This is a genomic window from Pedobacter sp. ASV28, assembly GCF_016428855.1.
Lineage (GTDB): Bacteria > Bacteroidota > Bacteroidia > Sphingobacteriales > Sphingobacteriaceae > Pedobacter.
On sequence record NZ_JAELTN010000020.1, the window covers coordinates 1 to 25,944 of the forward strand.

Consider the following 25,944-nt stretch of genomic DNA (forward strand, 5'->3'; position numbering starts at 1 on the left):
TCACAAACGATAAACCTATCCTTTGGGGATCTTCCTGTAAATTTACCTGTATCGATGGCTAAAGCTCCAGTATCGGCAAGCGTGCCTTCTCCGTTTTTTAAGGCCTCTTCAACAAGTTCTGGCACACAATGGAAAAGTGCCAACTATGAGGTAAATACCGATGCTACAGATGTAGTTTCCTTTGATCTGATAGGCTATAACAAATCTGGTTCTATGCAGGTCTTACAAACTAATCTGCCCGCAAACACAATTGATTTAAGTAGCTATAATGCTGATTTATATCCAAAAATGGCTATTCGTGCCAACTTTACAGATGCCACGAACAGAACACCTCCACAAATTGTAAAATGGAAATTTTTATATGATGAATATGCCGAAGCAACGATAAATCCTGAGCTTAAAAACGACTTTCACAAAGATTTGATACAAGAAGGCGATAGTGTTAGATGGGATATAGCTTTTCAAAACCTGTCCAAATATCCTTCCGATTCTGTCCATGTTTATTATACCTTGACCAAAGCAGATAGAAGTGTGACCAAGGTGAAAGTAGGGAAAATAGAAAGTTTAGCTGCGAATGCCAATACTTCTTTTAAGGTAAAGCTACCTACATTGGGCCTTACGGGGAACAACATGTTAAAGCTAGATTTTACACCAATCAACGATAAAGACAGCTATAGCTTCAATAACTACCTACAACAGCCCTTTACAGTAGTAAGGGATAGCAAGGAGCCGATAGTAGATATTGCTTTTGATGGGAAGCACATTATGAATGGAGAGATCGTATCTCCGCAGCCCAATATCTTGGTCAATCTTACAGATGACAATTCATTTGTCTTACTCAACGATACTACGGTCTTAGATATTTACCTAAAATCGGTAACGGGTAATTACAAAAGGGTATCTTACAAATCAGGGCTATTATCTTTTACGCCAGCCAATTCTGGCACTAATAACAGGGCTAGCGTGATCTACAAACCTTCAAAATTGGAAGATGGAATATATACGCTGATGGTAGAGGCCAGAGATGCCACAGGGAATATTAATAAATCGAACAACTATACGATAGATTTTGAAGTGATTAACGAATCTGCAATTACCCATTTCTATCCATACCCCAATCCATTCACTACAGCCATGAAATTTGTCTTTACCTTAACAGGAGATAAGGTTCCCGATAAGATAAAAGTACAGATCATGACCGTGACCGGTAAGATCGTACGAGAAATCTTTAAGGAAGAGCTGGGTAATATCAGGATTGGCAATAATACTTCTGATTTTACATGGGATGGTACAGATATGTATGGAGACAGGTTGGCAAATGGGGTATACTTTTATAAAGTGATTATAGAAAATAATGATCGATCTGAAATCAAACATAGAAGAACTAATGCCGATAATTTCTTTAAACAAAATACTGGGAAAATATATTTGATGAGATAATGTGCGGCATAACTGGATTTATTGATTATCAAAAATCAATAAGTGAAAAGGACTTACTTAATGCTTCTACTGCCCTTCGTCATCGGGGAGGGGACGGAAATGGGCATGTATTCGAACAGCATGCAAACTATAGTATTGGATTAGCTAATGAGAGATTGGCTATCATTGACACATCTGCCAATGGCAAACAACCATTTACTTCCAGCTGTGGCAACTACACCATTACATTCAATGGAACAATATACAACTACCAGGATTTACGACAATCCCTTATAAAATATGGCATAATCTTCAACACCCTTTCTGATACCGAGGTTTTATTAGAATGCTACAAGAAATGGGGCTTTGATCTTTTTGATAAAATTGATGGTGTTTTTGCATTTGCCATACTGGACAGAAAGCAAAAACAGCTTTTTTTGGCCAGAGATACCATGGGAGTTAAACCATTATATTACTTTAAAACAGAAAGTTCTTTTATCTTTTCTTCTGAAATAAAGAGTTTACTTCAATATCCTACCATCAAAAAAAGCATAGATAAGGGTTCCTTACAGGAATACCTGCGCCATGGATATTTTCTGGGTCATGAAACCTTATTCGAAGGCATTAAGAATTTCAAAAGAAAAAATGCCGTTATCATAGACCTGAACAGTGGCAATAGTTTGGAAAGGGAATTTTCAAATACCGATAACCAGCTCATCGATATACCCAACGATGAAAATAAAATTTTGTCCTGTATAGAAGAACTGATAACCGATTCCATCTTAAAAAGAAATATAGCAGATGTTAATGTAGGCGTATTATTAAGCGGAGGCTATGATAGTGCAACCGTTACAGCAATACTTCAAAAAAACCAGGCCAAAAAACTGAAGACTTTTACCCTTGGTTTTAAAGGGAAAAAATTTGACGAAGCCCCCCATGCCCGTCAAATTGCTTCTTATTTAAATACTAATCATCAAGAATACTATATAGATAATAAAGGGGCAACGGAAATACTGGAAAGTCTACCTGATATTTTCGATGAGCCTATGGGAGATAGCGGGGCCATTCCATTGGCATTCATAGCCAAACAGGTATCCAAGGAAAAAATTAAAGTGCTACTTGGTGCCGAAGGCGGAGATGAGCTTTTTGCCGGATACACCAATTATAAAAAGGCCATATGGCTTTATGAAAGAGCTCAAAAAATCCCCAACTTTTTAAAACCGGTTCTGACCAATGTATCGAGGAGCAAGAAGAATAAATTAGAGGAAATATTTAATTCTGCTAGTGCTCTTGGCAGCTATGAGGCATTAACCGCTTTTTTTTCCAAAAAAGAATTAAGTTCACTGTTAAACCAAGATTTTAATGAAGATAATCTATTTAAAGAAAAAGGTGATACCTTAAAATCTTTGCTCAATTATGATCTTAACAACTACTTACCAAATGACCTGCTGTTAAAGTCTGACCGAATATCGATGCACTATGGCATAGATAATAGAGATGCCCTGCTAAAAACAGATCTGGTTAATTTCATGCAACAATTAGATGATAAGTGGTTCCTAAAGAATGATCAGCTGAAATACCTACTAAAAAAAATAACACATCAATACATTCCTCAAAAATTGTTGGATAGACCTAAAAAAGGCTTCAGCATTCCCATTGAAGATTGGATGGGTACCATTTACAAACCCTACATTGAGGAGTATCTCTCCCCTACACAATTGTACAAACATCAACTCTTTAATATTATCGAGGTGTTTAAGCTGAAAAATAGATTTTACACCCATCGTAAAGGCAGTGATGCCCGAAAGCTATGGCTGCTTTTGCAATTTCAGATGTGGTACAATAAATACTTCGATTAAAACTTGGCCATAATAGCCCTGGCCATTTTTTTGACGACAAGCTTCAACTTTTTCAAAAAGACCTCATTCTTTGAGTAAGTAACTACAAAGTGTGGGGTTAATTGAGGTCTAAATCTTGATTTAAACGCTGCAATATATTGCATGTCACCTCCCATTAAATCGAGATGCGCATAACCCATGCGATTAAGGTATTTGAAAAGCTGATCATAAGAAACGGTATGTACATTACCTTTATCCTGCCTATCTTCTTTATTTTTCATGATCTCGAAGGCGATACCGTATTCAAAATCCAAAAAGAGAATATGGGAAACCATTAACTGATCTGACAAATACACATTAAAACAGCTAAGATACCTGGTATCTGCCATGGCATTTAGAAGCTTGCCAAGCAGCTTTATTTTGGAAGGGGTAAACCCCAGTTCCTTAAACAAGCTCAGGTTCAGATCGGCGCTAAGGACATTCAATTTTTCCTCTTTAAAAACATAGGGAAGATCACTTACTTTATTGAGGTTCTTTACAACGTTTCTATCATAGTGGTAGTCAGCTGTATCTTTTATATAGGTAAACCAATTTTGTATAGAAAAAAAATTCCATATAAAAGGCCTAATGTCCTTAACCAATGGCGGCAGTGAAATTTCAATACGGGTATATCTTTTCTTTAGTTCTAGCAGAAAATCGTTCAGATATTCTGAATATGCCCTATCACTCCATTCAACATCAATCCAAAAGGCCGAATAAAAAAAATGGACAGGTTGATAAATCTTTTGTCCTTTGGTAAGGGCTATAAAACTAATAACCAATTTGTTTTTTCTTTCGAAAAGAAGATAAATTGGCTTAAATCCATAAATACTGCATAATATATCTACAACTTGAGATTGTTCGTTAAATTGTAATTTCCTAGACTTCTCAATTTCAAGCACCCATTCTTCTCGTTGTATAATCTTTAACATCAATAACCTATTAAAACAGCATAAAGAGATTTTTTTTAAAACTACGTTAATTGTATCATTTAGAAAATAAAAAAAGCGATGAAATCAGTTTCATCGCTTTCACAGATCTACTATTAAGTCAAAAACTAGTTATTCATCATATAACTAATGGGCATCTGATACCTTACCCTAACCGGAAGGTTATTTTGCATACCCGCTTTCCAACGTGGCGATTTCTTAATTACCCGAATAGCTTCGTCATCACAGCCATATCCAATTCCTTTAATGATTTTAACATCGGTAATTGAACCATCTTTTTCCACCACAAAACTTAAAAACACTTTTCCCTGTATCCCTTCATCTTGCGCCATGCTTGGGTATCTTAAATTTCTCTGGATATATTTCGCCCAGGCGTTCATCCCTCCTGGAAATTCTGGATAAACATCTACACCACGAGCTTCATAGATTTCGGTACCATTGCCATTTGCAACTCCACCTTCATTACCGCCTGGGCCCACAACCGTAGCATTACCTACCGGGGCGGTTGCATTACCCTGAACCAAAGCCCCTTCTTGCTTGGTACTGGCAATAACGGCACTTTGCAGTTCCTCCATGGTGGGCGGCGACGTAGTCGTTAAATTATCCTTCACCACCTTTATGTTGGCACTAAAATTTTCAGTCTTCACCTTTTGGGTAATTGGGGCAGCCTTAGGTGCCTCTATTTGAGGTTTAGCCTGTTCAGCCTTGGGCTGCTCTTTCTTCAATTCATGTATAGGAGCGGCAATGTCGAGTTCAATCCTCTTATTTTCAATTTCTATTATGGCCGTCTTGGTGAAATGGGCATAAATGATGGGGCCAACAAAAAACATAACAAAAACAGGTACGACAATTAGAAATGCCTTTAGCAACATACCTGAAGATTGTCTCCTTAGTTCGTAGGCACCATATTGTTGGTTCCTGTTTGCAAATACGAGAGCAAGCCACTCACTACCGTATAAATTTGATGAATTGTTAAACATAGCTTTAAGGTTTTTAGCTATGATGACCAATTTGTTAAAATTCCATAAAAAATAATTCAGGACAAAAAAGCATACAAAAAAGATAAAAACCCATATAAAAATTAAAAAATCGCATCAAAAAAAATATTTTATCATATTTTTTATAAAATTTTGATTAAAAATCATAAAAAATCATATTTTTGGATAAAATTTTAAACAAATCAATGAAAAGCTTAAGAACCATAGCATTAAAAGAAGCACAAAACAGAGAAATTCCTGAAATAAAGGCTCCATCTACTAAAATTTCGGAATTCTACGGCTTGAATGTTTTCGACAAAAAGAAGATGAAAGAATATCTTTCAAAAGATGTTTTTGAAAAACTAATTTCTTCGATTAACCAAGGCGAATTAATCAATCATGACGATGCAAATCAAATTGCAGCAGCCATGAAAGCTTGGGCAATGAGCAGAGGTGTTACTCACTATACGCACTGGTTTCAACCACTAACCGGTACAACTGCAGAGAAACACGACTCTTTCTTTGAGCCAAGTGGCGATGGTGCCATCGAGAAATTTGCAGGTAGTGCTTTAGTTCAGCAAGAACCAGATGCTTCAAGCTTCCCTAACGGCGGTATCCGTAACACTTTCGAAGCTCGTGGTTATACTGCATGGGATCCTTCCTCTCCAGCTTTCATTATGGAAAATAAAGCAGGTAAAACACTTTGTATTCCAACCGTATTTGTTTCTTACACTGGTGAAGCTTTAGATTATAAAGCACCATTGCTAAAAGCAGTAGCCGCTATCGACAAAGCTGCTGTTGAGGTTTGCCAATATTTTGACAAAAGTGTATCTAAAGTAAATGCATCTTTAGGTATCGAACAAGAATATTTCCTGGTAGACAGAGCTTTATTCAACGCCCGCCCAGATTTAGTCATGACCGGCCGTGCTTTATTTGGCCACATGTCTGCAAAAGGACAACAATTAGAAGACCACTATTTTGGTTCTATTCCAGAGCGCGTATTCGCTTACATGGTCGATTTCGAGAATGAAGCCATCAAATTGGGCATTCCTTTGAAAACTCGCCACAATGAAGTTGCTCCTTCTCAATTCGAATGTGCTCCTATTTACGAAGAAATCAACTTAGCTATCGACCATAACCAATTGTTAATGGACGTAATGGAGAAAGTTGCTTTACGCCACAACTTCAAAGTCTTATTGCACGAGAAACCCTATGCAGGCATTAACGGTTCTGGTAAACACAACAACTGGTCGTTAATTACCGATACGGGTAAAAACTTGTTGGCACCAGGCAAAACACCTAAAAACAACTTAATGTTCCTAACCTTCTTTGTAAATACCATTAAAGCGGTTTACGAACATGCAGATTTATTAAGAGCAAGTATTGCATCGGTAAGCAACGACCACCGTTTAGGTGCCAACGAAGCCCCTCCTGCAATTATCTCTATCTTCTTAGGTCAACAATTAGACGAGATCTTAGACGAAATTGAGCACTCTCGCTTAAGCAAAAAACTAAAAGAAGATAACTCACTATGGTTAGGTATTCCTAAAATCCCTCAAATTTTATTAGACAACACCGACCGTAACCGTACTTCTCCATTTGCTTTCACGGGGAACAAGTTCGAGTTGAGAGCAGTAGGTTCTTCGGCCAACTCTTCGGCACCAATGACCGTTTTAAATGCTATTGTTGCTGACCAATTAAATAAATTCAAAGTAGACGTAGATAAATTGATCAAAAAAGGCGATAAAAAAGACGTTGCCTTAATGACCGTGATCAAACGTTACATCAAAGAATCTAAAGCGATCCGTTTCGAAGGTAATGGTTATAGCGATGAGTGGGCTGCAGAAGCTGAAAAACGTGGCTTATCGAACATCAAAACTACGCCAAAGGCACTTGATGCTTACGTAAGCGAAAAATCTACAGAATTATTCTCTAAAGCAAATATCTTCAGCAAACGCGAATTGCATGCCCGTCACGAGATTTTATTAGAGAACTTCTATAAGAAATTACAAATCGAAGCTCGTGTAATGGGCGATGTAACCAATAGCCAAATTATCCCAGCGGTTATTGCTTACCAAAATGCATTAATCGAAAATGCTAAAGGCTTAAAAGAGCTTGGCTTGAGCAAAGAAGCATTGGCTACGCCATTGGCCATTATCGATAAGCTTTCTAGCCACCTATCTATCGTTAAAACTAGCATAGACGCTATGCTTGAAGAACGTAAAGTGGTAAACAAAGAAGAAGATACTCGTAAAAAAGCAATCGGTTACGATGAAAAAGTAAAAGTTTACTTCGACACCATCCGTTACAACGTTGACAAATTAGAGCAAATTGTTGACGATAGCGTATGGCCATTGCCTAAATTCAGAGAATTACTGTTCTTAAAATAAGAAGCAAATTTTTCCTTAATATAAAGGTGCAGAGCTTACTTTGCGCCTTTTTTGTTGCACTGATTTTGTCATGCTGAGCTTGTCGAAGCATCTGTAGATTTTTGAAACGATAATAAAACTTATTTTTAGAAAAGCAAATCTCTACACCAAACAAAGCCAGTCCCGCTTTACGCTACAATTCCCGATAAAATCGGGATATTTTTGCTGCAATCGGGTTTATTTTACATAAACCTATACTACAATCTCGGTCTAAATAGCAATAACTCTAATTATATTAAACGGGATTGAAGTGGAAATACTTTTTGATGTTTCAATCATTTGAAACTTCGTAAGTTTTTAAACTTACGAAGTTTATTGTTAACCTTGCTTTCACAAAAAGATTCTAACGAAAAGCCCGACTAACAATAAAAATTGCTTGTCCCTTTGCTTTTGAAAAACTAAAACCTTACCACACCCAAACCTTCCAACAATTTAGCAATTAAACGATAGCTTCATTTGTTAAAAACCTTTTACCTTTTACCTTCCACCTTTTACCTTAATAAACTATCTTTGCAGCAATTATGAGCGACAATAGGTATAACCAACGTGGCGTGTCTGCATCTAAGGAAGATGTGCATGCAGCCATCAAAAATATCGACAAAGGAATATTCCCTAAAGCATTCTGCAAAATCATCCCAGACATACTGGGCAACGATCCAGATTATTGCAATATCATGCATGCCGATGGTGCGGGTACCAAGTCCTCATTAGCCTATACCTACTGGAAAGAAACTGGCGATCTATCGGTCTGGAAAGGCATTGCACAAGACGCTATTATCATGAACATTGATGATTTAATCTGTGTAGGTGCTACCGATCAAATTCTACTGTCTTCTACCATTGGCCGTAATAAGAACTTAATTCCAGGCGAAGTAATTGCTGCCATTATTAACGGCACCGAAGAAATTTTAGCAGAATTAAGGGAGTTGGGCATTTCCATTTATTCTACAGGTGGTGAAACTGCTGATGTGGGCGATTTGGTTCGTACCATTATTGTAGATTCTACCGTAACCTGTCGTATGAAACGTGATGAAGTAATCAGTAACGACAACATCAAGGCAGGCAATGTGGTGGTAGGCTTGGCATCTTACGGAAAAGCAACTTACGAAAGCGAATATAACGGCGGCATGGGCTCTAATGGCCTAACCTCTGCCCGTCATGATGTTTTTGAAAAAGCTATTGCTACAAAATACCCAGAAAGCTTTGATCCGGGCGTGCCTTTTGATTTGGTATTCTCCGGAGACAAACAATTAACAGACAAGGTTCAAATTAGCGATACGGAAAGTGTAACTGCCGGAAAACTGGTATTATCCCCTACCCGTACTTATGCTCCTGTAATTAAACAGATTTTAGATAAATACCGTCGCCAAATTAATGGCATTGTGCACTGCAGCGGCGGCGCACAAACCAAAGTACTACATTTTGTTAACGACGACATACACGTTATTAAAGATAACTTGTTTCCAATTCCTCCATTGTTTAAATTGATACAAGAACAATCTGGTACTGACTGGAAAGAAATGTACAAAGTATTTAACATGGGGCACCGCATGGAGCTTTATGTGCCCGCAGAAATTGCTGAAGATATTATGGCCATCTCAAAAAGCTTTAATATTGAGGCACAAATTATTGGAAGAGTTGAAAATGCACCTAAACAAGTGACCATTAAAAGCGAATTTGGCGAGTTTATCTATCATTAAACATCCTCTTTTAGTTTATCCATAAAATACAGCAGAAATAGACTACCTTCAGCAAAATTCATCTTTGCTGAAACCAATTCTATTGGAAAAAATATTTGATGAGCTCATTGATAGCTTCATAAAAAACAAAGTTGGTATTGCAGAGAATTTTCTGACTATCGAACTTTCTAATCACCTTAAAGAAAATCTGCTCAGACTTTTCAAAAACAAAAAGCTAACAGCAGCTGGTATTGGCAATCAAAAACTAGTAGACCACGATAAATTTATTAGGAGCGATCAAATTTATTGGCTCGACCGAAAAAACGATAACCCACATGAAAATGCCTTTTTCGATCTCATGGATCTATTTGTCGCCTATCTTAATGAAACCTGTTATACTGGCATTACTGGCTACGAATTTCATTATACATTATATGAAAAAGGAGCCTTTTACCTTAAGCACCTAGACCAGTTCAGAAATAATGACAGCAGGAAATATTCTATAGTTATGTATCTAAATACCTCATGGAATATTAACGACGGTGGCGAGTTATGCATACATCACCCAAAGCGATTGCAATTGATTAGTCCTAATGAAGGTAAAAGCGTATTCTTTAAGAGCGATGAATTAGTTCACGAAGTATTGTTAACCCATCAACAAAGATTGAGCATTACAGGCTGGCTAAAAGTCGATTAAAGTTGTCCTTAAAAGAAACCATTACCCATACATTTCGTCATAACTAAGCATTAAATGTAGTCATGCTGATTTTATTTGAGCATCAGCAGAAAGAAAGCCCTAAAATAAATTCAGGGTAACGGCACTATTGATTGGCTACCCCAATTTCTTCTTAAATAAATCTATGGTACGTTGCCAAGCCAATTTAGCTGCAGCCTCATTATATCTGGTTGGCGAAGTATCATTATTAAAGGCATGGTTTACCCCGTCATATACATATAATTGATAATCAATTTTGTTGGCTTTTAAAGCTTGCTCATAGGCAGGTATCCCAGCATTAATACGTTCGTCCAAGCCACCATAATGCAACAACAAACTTGCCTTAATTTTAGGTACGTCTTCCGCTTTGCCTTGCGCCCCATAATAAGCTACGGCCACGTTTAAAAGCGGATCACTTGCTGCCAGTTTATTGGCTATCCCTCCACCCCAACAAAAGCCCACACAACCCGTTTTACCATTGCCATTTTTATGGGTCCTCAAAAACTCCAAGGCCTTCAGATAATTTTGCAGATTTTTGTCGGCATCCAGTTTCCCAATTAATTCTCTCCCTTTATTTTCATCTTCTGGCGTACCGCCAAAAGGGGAAAGGGCATCAACACCCAAGGCCAAAAAACCGGCCAGCGCCACTCTTTTAGTCACATCTTTAATATGTGGGGTCAATCCCCTATTTTCATGGATAACCACTACCGCACCCAATTTCTTCTTGTTACCTTTCGGCATGGCCAATAAACCTTTCATATCACCTTCTGCTCCAGGAAAAGTAATTTCTTCACTAAACACTTCATTGTCACTTACCGTTGCAGCAGCGGCATAATTACTTTCCAAAGCAGGCAATATGGTTAAGGCCAATGCTGTGCTGCCTGTTAAAATAGCCAACTTTTTCATAAACTCTTTCCTGCTAAGTTGACTATGTGTATAAGAATCGTAAAGGTTAATAATTTTCTGATCCATGGTTTTGGGCTTAAGGTTTTGCTGATCTAATTTACGGATATTGACATTACCTTCAAAACCCATTTCTACCTCACTAAAATCAAGCAGAAATGACTTAAACGAAGAAAGGCCTTTTAAAAATAAAAGGCCTTTCTTTAGAATTGTATTAATTTTACTTCAATTACAATGTTTTAATAAATGAAGTTTGTGTAAAAACTGAAGTTTTTGTTCCATCGGCACTAATAGCTGTAGCTCTTACCGAATAAGTGCTTGCTGCAGATAATCCCAAAGAACTCAACTTCAACAAAATTACCCCAGCAAAAACCTTAGTATTAGGATAAGTGGTTGGCAGTAAGGTATAGCTGATACTTTGAGGACCATTTGGAGTGGTATTTGGAGCAGTTCCTGATAATACGCTGTCATCCTTACCGTTCCAACTTGGGAAATTTACTGTCTTGATCACTGGCGAAGTGGCAGATGTACCATTCAAAATTTCAAGTTTAAATGCTCCTTGATCTATGTTTGTTGCAGTAGCTCCAAAGTTGATTTGGAGTACAGTACTTGCAATGATAAAAGGACCCGTTTGCTGATACCCTAAGCTGCTCAACTGCAACGCAGGTAATTTGCTCTCACTTGCCAAAATGTCTGGATCTTTAGTACAAGATGTTATTGAAAATGTTAAAAGTCCAATAAACATTAATGCGATATATTTTTTCATACTATGATTAATTTTAAAATTTTAGAAGATATATTTAGCTCCGATCAATAAGCTCCAAGTAGTAGAAGCAGTTGTAGCATCTCTAAATGGTTGCGTTACCAATTTACCATCCAAGTTACGCATGTTATAAGAAGGAACGCCATTTGCATCAGTACTCAAGTAAGTAATAGGATTGTTATAGGTCGCAATCTTTTGGATACCCCAATATTTACTCAACAAATTCGGTAAATTAACCACAACAGCGCTAAGTTGCAAAGTGTGTTTAGTATTTCCTGTCTTAATATAGAAATCTTGAAGAATATTCGCATCAATACGATTATACCAAGGTAAAAATGCAGCATTTCTTTGCGCATATTTTCCTCTATTCTTTTTCAAATAAGGGGTATTATTGATAAACTGCTCAAATGCTGCTGCTTGTTGTTCTTTTGTATAAGTATAACCAACACCATTTACTGTAGCAGTATATTGAGTGAAATTCATTTCGCTAGCATTTCTTGGAATGTACATTAGATCAGAAGAGTTAGCATCACCATTTAGGTCACCGTTAACGGTATAGCTGATTGGCGTGGTTCCTCCAGCCTGGCCTTGAAAGAACAAACCGAAAGTAGTAGCTCCATGATTTAAATAATCAATTTTGTACGAAAAATTAGCTACCACACGGTGAGGTACATAGAACTGGGTATAACCTAATTCCACATCGTTTGTAGTTCCTACGTTATTTGTAGTAGCCCATACACTTCCTGCTGTTGAACCTGCTGTAGCAAAAGCTTCTTTCGCTTGTGTGTAAGTATAAGCTAGTGAAGCATTAAATCCTCCAGAAAAAGCCTTATTAATTTGACCAGTTAAAGAAGTCGCATAACCTTTATTAGTATTCTCTAATGCAATTACAGAATTCAAGTTAGGATAGAATGCCCTGTCATTAGCTGTTACTGCACCGTTTGTTCCGGTACCAACATATCTAACTCTAGTTAAATCACCTTCCTTCAACACACCGGTTGGCGCTTTCAAGTTGGCATTACGCATTCTCGTAGCATTAATATCTTTGGTAAATAAGCCTTCGAAACTAGCACTAAATCCATCTCCCAAATTTTTATCCAATGCTAAATTAGCCCTGAAAATTTGAGGAAATTTGAAGTTTTCGTCAATTACTACTGTGGCAGACTGAACTGCTGTACCAGCAATTTGAGGGAATAAATTAGCATAAACACTTGGATCTTTTACTAATTTAATATTTTGCAATTGAGCTGCTGTAGCTACACCTCCAAAGTTATACATCGCTGTATTACTAGGGCTGTTTGTTAAATAAACATATGGTATTCTTCCAGTAAAGATACCCATACCACCACGGAAAACCAACGACTTATCATCTAATAAGTTTGCTCTGAAACCAAATCTAGGAGATAATAAGATTCTTGATTTTGGCCAAGCTCCTGAATTGTAGCTTTTCAAATTTCCATTAGCATCAGGCAACATTAGGGCAGTCATTTGAGGGTTTTCTAGAGGATTCTCTAGGTAAATACCTTTATCAGCGCGCAAACCAAAAGTCATTTTGAAATTTTCGTTTACTGCGAACTCATCTTGAGCATATAGGCTCAAAGTTCCTACCTTTAAATTTGCAGAAAATACTTTATCAACTCCAGGTACCAATGAGTAATTATAGGTAAACTGAATTGGTGCTCTATCGTTCAAGAAATCATCCAATGAGTTGTAGATATAAGAACCAGCAGCACCAGGCATATAAGCATTTCCTACCCTTTGGAATTCATAATTTATACCTGCAGTAAGGGTGTGCTTTCCTGCATAATAGGTTAAGTTGTTATAAATACTAGTGGTATTATCAATTACTTCGTTATTTTTTGTATAAGGATCAGAACCAGCAGTGATATAGTTATTTCCTAAGCCATTATAAATATCAATGGTAGGGAATAAATCTCCTTTAGTAGTACGAGGATTATCATACTTTTTCATGGTAAATAACAACTGATTTGAAAGCTTTGAATTTATTTTTGAATTCAATTCGGCTGTTACGGTAGTCACCTTGTTCAAGAAACCATAGTTAGAATTTTCGAATGCAATAGAATTTATGCTGTAACGACCATTCACTAAGTTTGTACGAGATCCGGTAACATTGGTAACCGTATTTACCCAAGTATGAGAGGCATTATTAGGTGTGCTTTGAGAATTAACAGTTTGATCATTTGTTGCATTTAAGTAACTATACTTTACCGTTAATTTATTTTTGTCGTTAATATTCCAATCTACCTTTGCCAAGATTTTGTAGTTCTTTTCCTGAAACGCTGGAAAATTGTCATATCTACCTGTTTCATATCCGTAGTTATTTCGTAGATAATCTGATACTTTTATTAAGTCTGTAACAGTTGTTGCCGACTGTGTTCCAGTTCCTGTACCTCCGGTTGGAAAAAAAGCTATACCAGGAGAAGTTGATTCTTCTCTTTCGTAGTTTCCAAAAAAGAACAATTTATTCTTAATGATTGGACCACCAACAGTAAAACCATATGTTTTTGTACTTGCTTTAGAAACGCTGCTACTAATATCATAATCACCAATCATTGTTCCATTAAAAGATTGGTCTTTATAATAGGTATAAGCTGATCCATGGAAAGTGTTCGTTCCGCTTTTTGTAGTTGCATAGATACCTGCTCCTGTAAAGCCCGATTGCCTTACATCAAAAGGAGCTATGTTTATGGAAAGCTCGTCATAAGTTTCAATTGAAATCGGCTGCGCAGTTCCTCCTGGCAATAAAGCAGCTGAAGTACCAAAGGTGTTGTTCAAATTAGCTCCATCAACCGTTACGCTATTTAACCTGGCATCTCTACCTGCAAAACTTGTACCTGTAGATTGCGGGGTTAAACGGGTAAAGTCAGTAATGCTCCTTGAAAAAGAAGGCAAGGTAGCTAAGGCTGTTCTATTCACGTTTGTACTAGCACCTTGTTTTTGGGTTACGATACTTTTTGTTCCAACACCACTTATATTTACGGTTTGTAGTACGGTACCTGCACTTGACAATACTACATTTAGTGTATAGGGTTGCCCCAATGACAATACAATATCTGTTTGGGTAGACTTCTCGTACCCCATATAGGTCACCTCTACAGTGTAAGGCCCTCCCACACGCATACCAGTAATGTTAAACAAACCATCTTTGTTAGAAACAGAGGTATATACTGTTCCAGATGGCACATGCGTAGCTTTTATACTTGCGCCAGGTAGGGTTTCCTTAGAATCCCTGATTGTACCTGAAATTGTAGATGAGGTTACCTGTGCATTCGCTACACCGATAAAACCTACAAAAACAAAAACAATCGATACAATTTTTAATAGTAAAGATTTTTTCATGCTCTTTTTTAATGAATTAAATTGTTTTGTTAAGATATGTTAAAATAACGCCACAAATCTAGGTATTAATTTGATCATGGTCTTTATTCCAATGTTAAATAATTATTAATTATGCCAAAACTTTTCCACAGTTAACACTTGCATTAAACAGCATAAAATACAATAACACAAGACCTTAAATAAAGATTTTATATTTTTGGCGTCTTACATTTATTAATCTTTCATTCATACAGCCATTTTATTACAATAGCCACACAGCAGGTCATATGGTTTAACCAACATTTTTTTTAATTTTGGCAACATATTACTAAGTTAATTTCCCTTTAAAAAGATATGAACTACGATTTAATTGTTATAGGTAGCGGTCCAGGTGGATATGTTACTGCCATACGAGCTTCGCAATTGGGCTTAAAAACCGCAATTGTAGAACGCGAATCTTTAGGTGGAATATGCCTTAACTGGGGCTGTATACCTACTAAAGCGTTATTAAAGAGTGCACAAGTATTCGATTATATCAACCATGCGGCTGATTACGGTATCACAACCTCAGCGGCCAAGGTGGATTTTGATGCCGTGATCAAGCGTAGTCGCGGTGTAGCCGATGGCATGAGCAAAGGTGTTCAGTTCTTAATGAAAAAGAACAAAATAGACGTGATTATGGGTTCTGGCAAAGTAAAACCAGGAAACAAAGTTGAAGTTAAAGGTGCTGATGGTTCACAAAAAGAACTAACAGCTAAAAATATTGTAATTGCTACTGGTGCTCGCTCTAGAGAATTACCCAATTTAAAGCAAGATGGCAAAAAAGTGATTGGCTATCGTCAAGCCATGGTATTACCTCAACAACCAAAATCGATGGTGGTGGTAGGCTCTGGCGCTATTGGTGTTGAGTTTGCGTACTTCTATGCAACCATGGGTACCAAAGTTACCATTGTAGAATTTATGGAAAACGTTGTCCCGGTAGAAGATGAAGACGTATCAAAACAATTGCTACGTAGCTTGAAGAAAACTGGCATAGAAATCATGACTTCTTCTAGCGTTGAGTCTGTGGATACGAGTGGTACAGGTTGCAAAGTACAGGTTAAAACTGCCAGTGGTATACAAACTATCGAATGTGACATTGTACTTTCTGCTGCTGGTGTTGTGGCTAACATCGAAAATATTGGCCTTGAAGAAGTAGGCATTAAAACTGATAAAGGCAAAATTGTTGTCGACGAATATTATAATACCTCAGTAAAAGGATATTACGCTATCGGCGATGTGGTGCCTGGTCAATCCCTAGCTCACGTTGCTTCTGCAGAAGGTATCATTTGCGTTGAAAAGATTGCAGGCTTACACGTAGAACCTTTAGACTATAATAACATTCCGGGTTGTACTTACTGCTCTCCAGAAATTGCCTCCGTAGGTTATACCGAAAAAGCGGCCAAAGCGGCTGGTTACGAACTGAAGATCGGAAAATTCCCATTCTCTGCCTCTGGTAAAGCAAGTGCTGCTGGTGCCAAAGATGGTTTCGTAAAACTGATTTTCGATGCTAAATATGGAGAGCTGCTTGGCGCACATATGATTGGTGCCAATGTAACCGAAATGATTGCCGAGATTGTAGTGGCCCGCAAACTGGAAACCACTGGCCATGAAATGATCAAGTCTGTACACCCGCATCCAACCATGAGCGAAGCGATTATGGAGGCTGCAGCTGATGCATACGGAGAAGTCATACACTTATAAGTTAATTGTTAAACTGTTTAAATTGGTTAATTGTTGATAATGCAATTAACCAATTTTTGTTTAGCATAAATTTCGATTAAACAACTAAGCAAGTCAGCGATTAACCAGTAAATCGTAATTCGTCAATCTAAAATTGTAAATCAAATGAAACTCTACACCATCAATACAGGAAATTTTAAATTAGATGGCGGTGCTATGTTTGGCGTAGTTCCAAAATCAATTTGGCAAAAAAGCAATCCGGCAGACGAAAACAATATGTGTTCATGGGCCATGAGATGTTTATTGATTGAAGATGGCAGCCGTTTGATACTGGTAGATAATGGTCTGGGCAACAAGCAAGATGAAAAGTTTTTCGGTCATTATTACCTACATGGCGATGATACTCTAGATCAGTCTCTAGCTGCCCATGGTTTCCATAGGGATGACATTACCGATGTTTTTCTCACACACCTGCATTTCGACCATTGTGGCGGTTCAATTGAAAGATTCGGGGATCAGCTCCGTCCGGCTTTTAAAAACGCCATCTATTGGAGCAACCAACAGCATTGGGAATGGGCCATAAAACCAAATGCCAGAGAAAAGGCTTCTTTCTTAAGCGAAAACATTCTTCCCATACAAGAAAGTGGTCAGTTGAGATTTATTCCAACCCAAAACCATACCCATTTCCATGATGGCATCCATATTCGCTTTGCCTATGGGCATACCGATGCTATGATGCTACCACAATTGAGCTATAAAGATAAAACCATTGTTTATATGGCCGATCTTCTGCCTTCTGTCGGGCATATTCCCTTACCTTATGTAATGGCCTATGATATGTTCCCTTTGCAGACCTTGAAAGAAAAAGCCGAATTCCTGTCCGAGGCAGCCACAAATGAATACATCCTGTACCTCGAACATGATCCTATACATGAATGCTGCACCTTGCAACATACCGAAAGGGGAGTTAGGTTGAAAGATACTTTCTCGCTGAACAACATCCTTTAATGCCTCAAAACATTTGCAGATTTATTCGGTTATAGATTAAACAGGCCCCATATAATTAAAATAAGCCATTTAAGCCCATCCTTTGTAAGGATGATTTAATCCTTTAAGGAGGATAATATTTATTTTAATGTTTCAGGCACAGCCTGATCATGAAAACAATAAAAAGGCTACGTAGGTGAATAAACTATTATTTTATTTATCCGTATTATTAAGATTGGAAATAGTTTGATTTTTCACCCCATCAATCTAGGAACTTTCGTATCTTATACACTAGGCAGAAATTTTGATAAGAAATTTGATCCCAATCAGTATCCCGATGGTTATTATTGGTGGTCTACTGCCATGAAAATACATTTAAGCTTCGGTACCTAATTAAAAATACTGGGAGATCGCAGCTCAAAGATAAAGCCGGTAAGCCTATATGCAAAAACAAACAACAACAACCTTCACGCCATCAGCTGGTTTGAAAATAGAACTACTATACCTATAAATAGATTTTTTTTCATGGGCCATGGCCTAAGTATTTATTTTTAGCAACAGATGATCAGACCTGCCAAACCAGAAGATGCAAGATTTATTGCCGAGTTAATGATCCATGCCATGAAGGAACTGGCCATGCAATTCAGGAATTCGGATAAAACCGAAGATTGCATTGCTCTTTTCCAACATTTTTGTACGCTTGAGCACAACCAATATAGCTACCAGAATACCTTGGTTTACGTAGAAAACAACGAAATTATAGGTTCTATTACCGCATATGATGGTGCTTTATTAAAAGCATTACGCCTGCCATTTTTCAATTACATTAAAAAATATCATGACAATGCCGATTTTATAATGGAAGAAGAAAGCGCTGCAGGAGAATTCTATTTAGACACCATCAGTATAAAACCAGGTCACAGAGGTAAGGGCTTAGGTCAACTTCTAATTAAGGCAGCAATAGCATGGGCCGAACAACTTGGGCATCAAAAAGTAGGATTATTGGTAGACAAAGAAAATCCTGCGGCTAAAAGGCTATATGAAAGGCTCGGTTTTGTTCCCGAGGGAGAGAGAATTTTATTGGGCAAACCTCACGAACATTTAGTTTATAGTCTACCCATCTGAACCTCATAAAAAATCAGATCATTTCTTATCCCAACCCCACTTTTCAAATTGTCGAATTCATTTCCGATTAAATCCAATGGTCAAACATTCACATACCATGATAAAATAACACCTAACCTTCTCATATTTAACAAGATTATACTTATTTTAGTTGAAATCAAAAACCTTTAGATTATGGGAAAATTTGAAATTACAAAAAGGAAAAACGGTGATTACCAGTTTAACCTTAAAGCAGGCAATGGTCAGGTTATTTTAACCAGCCAGGGCTATAGCACCAAATCAGGTTGTGAAAACGGTATCGAATCCGTTCGTAAAAATTCACAGGATGATAAGCACTTCGATCGTTTAGAATCTTCGAGTGGCAAGCCTTATTTTAACCTCACCTCTACAAATGGACAGATTATAGGCACTAGTGAAATGTATGAAAGCACTTCTAGTCGCGATAACGGGATAGAATCTGTAAAAAAAAATGCACCCGATGCCAGTTTAGATGACCAATCTTAATTTATAGCAGATACATTTATTAATCAACGAAGTGAAAAATCTGTAAAATCATATTTCATTACAGGTTTTTCACTCCATCATACTATTTCTTAAAAGCCTTTAAAGCGCATTTCGATATTCTACAACTCCCAAATATACCGCATACTTTGCCAAATACTACCTCGCCGATAACATCTTCATTATTGTCATTTTAAATGGTATTTCATAATTAACCACCTAACACACTGCCCATCAACTCAAACCTTACATCTTAAAAGTCAGATTGGTTTGACATCTAAACGCTACTTTATGTCATATTTTCCCCATCTTGTTTATTTTATGTACTAAAATAACAAACCAAAACAAACAATTTGCCCTGATTTTTGCTTATTTCTACATACTTCTCAGAAGATGTAAGTACTGTTTTTTTTAAACAAAAAAAAACAAGGAATAAAATAAATTAAACTTTAATAAAATATTATTGAATTACAATAAATTATAACCTTAAATCAAAAAATAGTGACATTTTAGCAAAATTTAATTTGGAATGATTTTTGCTATAAAGTAATCATTGAAAAATTCAATATAATATATAACATTTTCAGTAATTTAACTTTCCATTCTGCATAAAAAATTCCTATTTTTGCAAAATCGAAATTATAACGAGGACCAAAACATATAAATGAGACAACTCAAAATAACCCAATCCATTACCAACCGCGAAAGTCAATCATTAGACAAATACTTGCACGAGATTGGAAAAGTAGATTTAATCACAGCTGAAGAAGAAGTAATTCTAGCTCGTAAGATACGTGAAGGTGATCAGGCTGCTCTCGAAAGATTAACAAAAACGAACCTTCGTTTTGTGGTTTCCGTAGCAAAGCAATATCAAAATCAAGGTTTGACCTTAGGCGATTTGATCAATGAAGGCAACTTAGGCTTGATCAAGGCGGCTAGACGATTTGACGAAACAAAAGGCTTCAAGTTCATTTCTTATGCTGTTTGGTGGATTCGTCAATCTATTTTACAGGCTATTGCCGAGCAGAGCCGTATTGTACGTTTGCCGCTAAACCAGGTAGGTTCCCTAAGCAAAATTAGCAAGGCCTTCTCTAAATTAGAGCAGGAATATGAACGCGAACCTTCTCCTGAAGAATTGGCAGACATATTGGAAACCACAGTGGATAAAATTTCTGATACATTAAGTAATTCTGGTCGTCACGTATCAATGGATGCCCCATTTGTACAGGGAGAAGAGAATACCCTATTAGATGTATTGGAAAATCACGAACCTAATACAGATAGTAACTTAATTAACGAATCGCTGTCTGAAGAAATTAAGCGTTCGTTATCTACACTTACCGAAAGAGAACGTGAAATTATCGTATTGTTTTTTGGGCTGAGTACCAACCACCCACTTTCATTAGAAGAAATTGGTGAGAAATTTAACTTAACTCGTGAACGTGTCCGTCAGATTAAAGACAAAGCACTACAACGTTTACGCCATACTTCGCGTAGCAAAATCTTGAAATCCTATCTAGGATAGCAGCAAAGAAAAGCTACTTAGTGTAATTTCAACACACTATAACACAATATTTTACAGGAAAATAAAATAGAAAAAGATTGGGTACTCTCCCAATCTTTTTTACTTTTGCGGCATTTCTAACCCAAATAATTTCTTGTATGCCTAATAAATATCAATCGGAATTTCAAAACTGGATTGAAAAAGAAAAAAAAGCACTTGAGCTCATTAAATGCGTTGGCCATTTATGGTTCGACAGATCGATTGAACTCGTACTTTTCCGAAAGCCTTTGTTTGATGTGGGCAGTAGTGAAATTTTGGCCTATCACCAATATGCCAAAGAGGTCAGTGGAAAGGATATTTCCATTTACGAAACATTAGAACTTGCCAATACAATTGCCCAGTCAAGTCTAGCTCCCTCCCGTATCGACATTGGTAGGCTAGCTTCTGAATGGCTCGACGAAAGCAATACCCAATCTTCACTACATGATTTTATCATTAGTAAATTGGGAGCACACATCGGTAAGGACAAAATCAATTTAAAACCCAAAGATGTAATCTTGTACGGCTTTGGTCGTATTGGTCGTATTGCCGCCAGAGAGCTTATTGTGCAGGCCGGAAAAGGGGAGCAATTACGTTTGCGGGCCATTGTAACCCGCAGCTATAGCGATGAAGAGCTGACCAAACGGGCCGAACTATTGCGTACCGATTCTATACATGGCCCTTTCAATGGTACAATTATAGAGGATTTTGAAAGTAAGGCACTGATTATTAATGGACAGACCATTTACCTTATTGCCGTTAAAAATGCAGAAGAGGCCGACTATACCCAATATGGCATCCATGATGCCCTCTTAATAGATAATACGGGAGTTTATCGTGATCGAGAAGGTTTGGGCAAACATTTATTGGCCAAAGGAGTAAGCAAGGTATTGCTAACGGCTCCCGCCAAAGGCGATATTCCAAATATCGTCACTGGAATTAACGATAGCGATTTCAACTTTAAAGAAGAGCACATTTTCTCCAATGCTTCCTGTACCACCAACGCCATTATTCCGGTACTTAAGATCATGGAAGATAGCTTTAGTATAGAAAAAGGACATATTGAAACCGTACATTCTTATACCAATGATCAAAACTTATTGGATAATTACCATAAAAAATACCGTAGGGGCCGCTCTGCTGCCCTAAATTTGGTCATTACCGAAACTGGTGCAGACAAAGCAGTTGCCAAGGTGCTACCGCAACTAGCTGGCAAATTAACGGGCAATGCGGTACGTGTGCCTACTCCTAATGTTTCCTTAGCTATCCTAAATCTTTCTTTGAACAAGCCTACCACAAAAGAGGAAGTAGAAAACGTGCTCAAACAGGCTTCCCTCTTTGGTGATCTTTCAGAACAACTAGAATATTCTGTCTCCAACGAATTGGTAAGCACTGATCTAATAGGCAATAGTCACGCTTCTATTGTTGATGGCCCGGCCACCATTCTCTCAAGAGATGGCAAATCGGTAATACTATATGCTTGGTACGACAACGAATATGGCTATACGCGTCAGGTCATCCGTTTGGCAAAGAAAATTGCTGGTGTGGTGAGGTTGACCTATTATTAACCAACCGTCATTCTGAACGGGAAGAAGCGCTCATGGTTGGAATTTTCTGACAATGTAAACACTTCTTCCTGTTCCAAATCACAAATACGATATGTAAATTTGTTATAAACCTATTTACATGAAACTTTCCATCTATCAGGCCGACGCTTTTACCGATAAGCTATTTGGAGGCAATCCAGCAGCAGTTGTTCCATTGTCCGAATGGCTCTCCAATAATGAAATGCAAAAAATCGCAGCTGAAAATAACGTATCGGAAACTGCTTTTTTCATTCCCCAAGGCGAAAATTTTGAACTACGTTGGTTTACCCCCACATTTGAGATAGACCTATGTGGTCACGCCACGTTGGCCACTGCCCATATTTTATTTACCGAACTGAGCTATGGAAAAGATGAAATCCATTTCCATACCTTAAAAGCCGGCACCTTAACAGTTAAACGCGAAGGAGATTTATATGTTTTGGACTTTCCCTCCAGACCTGCCGTTAAATCGCAGGTTCCAGACGAACTCCTCACTGCCATTGGTGATAAAAAACCAATTGAAGTACTAAGGGCCAGAGATATTATGTTGGTATACGAACATGAGACAGACATACATGAGCTTAAGCCAGACTTCTCTGCCTTAGCTAAGATAGATAAAGATGGAGTTATTGTAACTGCCAAAGGCGATCATAGCGATTTCGTTTCCCGATTTTTTATTCCTGCAGCAGGCATAAACGAAGATCCCGTTACAGGCTCGGCCCACTGCAACCTTATACCCTACTGGGCAGAAAAATTAGGCAAAAATGAACTACATGCTTATCAAATTTCGGAAAGAAGGGGTGAGCTTTGGTGCGAACTAAAAGCAGATCGTGTTTTAATGAAGGGAAAAGCTATCACCTACCTAAAAGGCAGTATCTATATTTAAAATATTGGCGAGCGTAAGATGATGCCCGCCAATATAATAAAGATTTAAAAATCTGCTAGCTTAGGCTTGGTACCTACTATATTTTCTATATCCTCTATTACTTTGTCCGTTAACAAAGGCAAGACTTCCAAAACTTTTAAATTTTCCTGAAGTTGAACAGTTTTTGATGCTCCCAAAATAACCGTACTAACATTAGGATTTTTTAAGCACCAGGCGATAGATAATTTGGCCAAAGGAATACCCAACTCATTTGCCAACACCTGTAATGCCGATGCCTTTTCCATCCTATCTGCTGCTAGCGTCCTATCTTTAAGCCACTCTAAACCCTTCATTCCCAATCGAGTTCCTTCTACCCCGCTATTGGTATATTTTCCCGAGAGGATACCCGAAGCCAATGGCGACCAAATGGTGGTACCCAATCCATATTCCTTAAACAAATGGAGATATTCATTTTCCAGTTTGTTGCGCTCAAAAAGGTTGTATTGTGGCTGCTCCATTGTAGGACCTATCAGGTTATATTGTTTAGCTACTACGATAGCTTCCATAATTTCTGAAGCGCTCCACTCTGAGGTACCCCAATACAAAATCTTGCCCTGTTGTAACAAAGTATTCATTGCCCAAACTGTTTCTTCTATAGGCGTACTTTTATCAGGCCGATGACAGAAGTACAAATCCAAGTAATCTACCTGTAGGCGTTTTAAAGCGGAATTGCAAGCTTCGATCACATGCTTACGTGACAAGCCTACCCTATTTGGGCCTTTGTTCTCCGTACCAAAAAATACCTTGCTCGACACTACAAACGATTCCCTTTCCCACTTTTGGTTTTTAATAATATTGCCCATTACAATTTCCGATTTTCCCTCGGCATAACCTTCGGCATTATCGAAAAAATTAACCCCGGCATCATAGGCCAAGCCCATAAGCTCATCGGCCACTTTATCGCTGATCTGGTTCCCAAAAGTAAGCCAGCTTCCAAATGAAAGCGCACTCACCTGTAAACCTGATTTTCCTAATTTTCTATATTCCATACTTCATATATTTTTCAGTAGCAATTTAGAAAGGAATCCATAAAAGTCATGATCAATATTCAAGATTTTACAAAAAGAAAACCTTTTTAACTGAATATTCATACCTTTAAATTTCAATATTTATAGAAATGAAACGATTATTATTTATCATCCCATTGGCATTACAATTAGGTTGCGGTTCAGTCAAAGAAAAATCAACGACCATGAGCAGCAACCAATTATTAAAAGATGTTGAAGTTTTGTCATCTGATGAGTACGAGGGAAGAAAATCGGGTACCAGAGGAGGGGAATTGGCAAGAGCTTATCTGATAAAGAGACTAAAAGAAATGGGCATTAAACCGCTTCCATCTCTCCATGCATACGAGCAGAATTTCGAGATCAAAGGTCGAAACAGTGTGACCAAGGGTGTTAATCTGTTATCTTATGTAAAGGGAAAATCTGATGACGTCATTGTAATTTCCGCACATTACGACCACATTGGTATCATTAACAATGAAATATACAATGGCGCAGACGACAACGCTTCTGGCGTGGCTGCTTTATTGAGTTTTGCTAAGTACTTTAACGAACACCAACCAAATAACACACTCATTTTTGCGCTTTTTGATGCCGAAGAAATGGGTCTTCAGGGAGCCAAGTCGTTTGTGGCCAATCCGCCGGTAGCCTTAGATAAAATAAAGTTAAACATCAATATGGACATGATCAGCCATAATGATAAAGGCGAGCTCTATGCCTGTGGTACATTTAAGTATCCTCAACTAAAGGGATATCTTACGACCACCAACCCAAACATCAAACTTTTGCTGGGTCATGACGATCCTAAATTAGGCCATGATGACTGGACTAACCAAAGTGACCAGGGCGCTTTTAACGCTAAAAACATTCCTTTCTTATATTTTGGTGTAGAAGATCATAAAGATTACCACAAAGCTACAGATGAGTTTAAAAACATTAACCAAACATTTTATACCAATGCCGTGGCGGTAATACAGGAAGTGATTATCAATATAGATAAGCAGCGCGATATACAAGCTATATTCAGAGAAAACCTGCAAATGAAAAAACAGTAGAAACAAAAATCCCAACTTTAAAAAGTTGGGATTTTTTGTTTTAGAAATCTATGTCAACAATTGACTTTATAGGTACATGCACATTATTCTTTAACTGTAGATATTTCTCGGTGACCGACCATACGGTTGTACTTACCTTTTTAACACCTTGCCTGGTATTAAATGCGATGTATGCTTTAGATTTAAACTCGTTGCCCAACCTTTGCGCAGATGAAAGCTTGGATAACATCTCTTCAGACAATTGCACATCTGCAGGCAAAAATTCGTGTACGTTTATTTCTTCCTTTTCAATTAATTCCCCAATCATAAGTATTATATTTTTTGTTTGAACAAGCTTACCATTTTTTTATAAGAATGCCAATATTGTATCTTAATTTTTAGACAGTTTACTGTAAAAATTTAATCATAAAAAAAGACTGCTAATGCAGTCTTTTTACATAAATGC

At 37.5% G+C, this 25,944-nt stretch carries 22 protein-coding genes; 14 read left to right on the plus strand and 8 right to left on the minus strand.

The genetic code is table 11. From position 1 onward, the window contains the following. Positions 1–125, minus strand: a 125-nt coding sequence (locus tag JHD79_RS09225) for a phosphoenolpyruvate carboxykinase (ATP) (protein ID WP_370583314.1), incomplete at its 3' end; no start/stop codon positions are given. A gap of 883 nt (positions 126–1,008) precedes the next feature. Between JHD79_RS09225 and JHD79_RS22755 the strand changes: the two genes are divergently transcribed. Both JHD79_RS22755 and asnB read left to right on the plus strand, forming a co-directional pair. Further along, positions 1,009–1,440 (plus strand): FlgD immunoglobulin-like domain containing protein, encoded by a 432-nt coding sequence (locus JHD79_RS22755; protein ID WP_255533831.1) that lies wholly within the window; start codon positions 1,009–1,011, stop codon positions 1,438–1,440. Next, complete coding sequence (asnB, locus tag JHD79_RS09235; protein WP_199118944.1) at positions 1,440–3,278, plus strand: asparagine synthase (glutamine-hydrolyzing); 1,839 nt, start codon at positions 1,440–1,442, stop codon at positions 3,276–3,278. The genes JHD79_RS22755 and asnB overlap by 1 nt, the downstream gene beginning before the upstream one ends. On the opposite strand, the gene JHD79_RS09240 is transcribed toward asnB, so the two are convergent. Then, positions 3,275–4,228: a hypothetical protein gene (locus JHD79_RS09240; protein ID WP_199118945.1), complete on the minus strand. Its 954-nt coding sequence runs from the start codon at positions 4,226–4,228 to the stop codon at positions 3,275–3,277. The two genes, asnB and JHD79_RS09240, sit on opposite strands and share 4 nt — an antisense overlap. 125 nt (positions 4,229–4,353) lie before the next feature. Further along, complete coding sequence (locus JHD79_RS09245) at positions 4,354–5,226, minus strand: energy transducer TonB (RefSeq protein WP_199118946.1); 873 nt, start codon at positions 5,224–5,226, stop codon at positions 4,354–4,356. Between the two features lie 203 nt (positions 5,227–5,429). Here JHD79_RS09245 and JHD79_RS09250 point away from each other — a divergent pair, with 203 nt between their 5' ends. The 3 genes from JHD79_RS09250 to JHD79_RS09260 all read left to right on the plus strand — a co-directional run bounded on the left by JHD79_RS09250 (position 5,430) and on the right by JHD79_RS09260 (position 10,028). Further along, a complete protein-coding gene (locus tag JHD79_RS09250) occupies positions 5,430–7,613 on the plus strand; it encodes a glutamine synthetase III (RefSeq protein ID WP_199118947.1) in 2,184 nt (727 codons plus the stop codon). A gap of 560 nt (positions 7,614–8,173) precedes the next feature. After that, complete coding sequence (locus JHD79_RS09255; protein ID WP_199118948.1) at positions 8,174–9,352, plus strand: AIR synthase related protein; 1,179 nt, start codon at positions 8,174–8,176, stop codon at positions 9,350–9,352. Positions 9,353–9,434: 82 nt separating this feature from the next. Further along, positions 9,435–10,028: a 2OG-Fe(II) oxygenase gene (locus JHD79_RS09260; RefSeq protein WP_233164625.1), complete on the plus strand. Its 594-nt coding sequence runs from the start codon at positions 9,435–9,437 to the stop codon at positions 10,026–10,028. 135 nt (positions 10,029–10,163) lie between these two features. Here the strand turns inward: JHD79_RS09260 and JHD79_RS09265 are convergent, their stop codons facing one another. The 3 genes from JHD79_RS09265 to JHD79_RS09275 all read right to left on the minus strand — a co-directional run bounded on the left by JHD79_RS09265 (position 10,164) and on the right by JHD79_RS09275 (position 15,072). Further along, positions 10,164–11,081 (minus strand): dienelactone hydrolase family protein, encoded by a 918-nt coding sequence (locus JHD79_RS09265; RefSeq protein ID WP_233164626.1) that lies wholly within the window; start codon positions 11,079–11,081, stop codon positions 10,164–10,166. Positions 11,082–11,178: 97 nt separating this feature from the next. Beyond that, entirely contained in the window at positions 11,179–11,715 is a 537-nt protein-coding gene (locus JHD79_RS09270; protein WP_199118950.1) for a hypothetical protein, read from the minus strand. 21 nt (positions 11,716–11,736) lie between these two features. Continuing rightward, complete coding sequence (locus tag JHD79_RS09275) at positions 11,737–15,072, minus strand: TonB-dependent receptor (RefSeq protein WP_199118951.1); 3,336 nt, start codon at positions 15,070–15,072, stop codon at positions 11,737–11,739. 333 nt (positions 15,073–15,405) lie between these two features. Here JHD79_RS09275 and lpdA point away from each other — a divergent pair, with 333 nt between their 5' ends. The 8 genes from lpdA (at position 15,406) to JHD79_RS09310 (ending at position 23,401) form a co-directional block, all read left to right on the plus strand. Beyond that, positions 15,406–16,794, plus strand: a complete 1,389-nt coding sequence (gene lpdA, locus JHD79_RS09280) for a dihydrolipoyl dehydrogenase (RefSeq protein WP_199118952.1) — start codon at positions 15,406–15,408, stop codon at positions 16,792–16,794. A gap of 144 nt (positions 16,795–16,938) precedes the next feature. Next, positions 16,939–17,781 carry an MBL fold metallo-hydrolase gene (locus tag JHD79_RS09285; RefSeq protein ID WP_199118953.1) on the plus strand — a complete coding sequence of 281 codons (843 nt, stop codon included), beginning with the start codon at positions 16,939–16,941 and terminating at the stop codon, positions 17,779–17,781. Between the two features lie 225 nt (positions 17,782–18,006). After that, entirely contained in the window at positions 18,007–18,153 is a 147-nt protein-coding gene (locus tag JHD79_RS22760) for a hypothetical protein (protein ID WP_233164627.1), read from the plus strand. 168 nt (positions 18,154–18,321) lie between these two features. Then, complete coding sequence (locus JHD79_RS09290; RefSeq protein ID WP_199118954.1) at positions 18,322–18,885, plus strand: GNAT family N-acetyltransferase; 564 nt, start codon at positions 18,322–18,324, stop codon at positions 18,883–18,885. A 174-nt stretch (positions 18,886–19,059) separates the two neighbouring features. Further along, the gene (locus tag JHD79_RS09295; protein WP_199118955.1) at positions 19,060–19,389 is read left to right on the plus strand and encodes a YegP family protein; all 330 of its coding nucleotides are present in this window, start codon (positions 19,060–19,062) and stop codon (positions 19,387–19,389) included. A 661-nt stretch (positions 19,390–20,050) separates the two neighbouring features. After that, the gene (locus tag JHD79_RS09300) at positions 20,051–20,911 is read left to right on the plus strand and encodes an RNA polymerase sigma factor RpoD/SigA (protein ID WP_199118956.1); all 861 of its coding nucleotides are present in this window, start codon (positions 20,051–20,053) and stop codon (positions 20,909–20,911) included. 137 nt (positions 20,912–21,048) lie between these two features. Then, positions 21,049–22,497, plus strand: coding sequence for a glyceraldehyde-3-phosphate dehydrogenase (locus JHD79_RS09305; RefSeq protein WP_199118957.1), 1,449 nt, complete (start codon positions 21,049–21,051; stop codon positions 22,495–22,497). Positions 22,498–22,615: 118 nt separating this feature from the next. Next, a complete protein-coding gene (locus JHD79_RS09310) occupies positions 22,616–23,401 on the plus strand; it encodes a PhzF family phenazine biosynthesis protein (protein ID WP_199118958.1) in 786 nt (261 codons plus the stop codon). A 44-nt stretch (positions 23,402–23,445) separates the two neighbouring features. Here JHD79_RS09310 and JHD79_RS09315 read toward each other — a convergent pair whose 3' ends face one another. Next, positions 23,446–24,429: an aldo/keto reductase gene (locus JHD79_RS09315; RefSeq protein WP_199118959.1), complete on the minus strand. Its 984-nt coding sequence runs from the start codon at positions 24,427–24,429 to the stop codon at positions 23,446–23,448. A gap of 128 nt (positions 24,430–24,557) precedes the next feature. Between JHD79_RS09315 and JHD79_RS09320 the strand changes: the two genes are divergently transcribed. Then, positions 24,558–25,499: a M28 family peptidase gene (locus tag JHD79_RS09320; protein WP_199118960.1), complete on the plus strand. Its 942-nt coding sequence runs from the start codon at positions 24,558–24,560 to the stop codon at positions 25,497–25,499. A gap of 40 nt (positions 25,500–25,539) precedes the next feature. On the opposite strand, the gene JHD79_RS09325 is transcribed toward JHD79_RS09320, so the two are convergent. Continuing rightward, positions 25,540–25,806 carry a hypothetical protein gene (locus tag JHD79_RS09325; RefSeq protein WP_199118961.1) on the minus strand — a complete coding sequence of 89 codons (267 nt, stop codon included), beginning with the start codon at positions 25,804–25,806 and terminating at the stop codon, positions 25,540–25,542. Between the last annotated feature and the right edge of the window lie 138 nt (positions 25,807–25,944).